Source organism: Vibrio sp. 1078-1, from assembly GCF_033340475.1.
In genome coordinates, this window is the sequence record NZ_JAWOWM010000595.1 from 1 (window position 1) to 594 (window position 594).

Here is a 594-nt window from a genome sequence, read left to right on the forward strand (position 1 = left end):
GATTAATGAAGTGATGCAAGAGCTCGATTTACCACGCCGCACCCTAAATCAGAAAATGCAAAAATTTGGTCTGAATCGCTCCGATTACACCGATTCGTGAATGGAATAATAGGAGCGATGTCGTTTTACCTTTCCGTTATGCGCTTTTAGTCGGTGTTTGGATGAACTTACCACCCACCTCGCTTTCATCTTGGAATGTCGTGACTTGATTTCGCCCGGTATGCTTCGAACAATACAGTGCTTCGTCGGCTCGGGTGAGTGCATCTTGTAAGCTGTCATTGGGCATTAGCTCGCTGATGCCGAAGCTCATCGTGACTTGGTTTTTAAAAGCAAGCAGCGACGTTTCACGTTCAATGCTGCGACGTACTAACTCGGCATAGGCTTTCGCGTTTTCGGCATTGGCAAGCAACACAATCATAAACTCGTCACCACCAAAGCGAACGGTACATGCTGACTCTGGTAACGTTTGTTTAAAAATCGTGGCGATGGTTGCCATGACTGAGTCGCCAGTGGTGTGTCCGTATTGGTCATTAATGGTTTTAAAATCGTCCACGTCAGTCATAACGATGCTGATAGGCGTATTTTTCTCGCGTG

At 46.5% G+C, this 594-nt stretch carries 1 protein-coding gene; it reads right to left on the reverse strand.

Features of this window, described 5'->3' with window-relative positions:
- Nucleotides 1-136 precede the first annotated feature (136 nt).
- Nucleotides 137-594, reverse strand: a 458-nt coding sequence (locus R7190_RS29000) for a GGDEF domain-containing protein (protein ID WP_318138084.1), incomplete at its 5' end; no start/stop codon positions are given.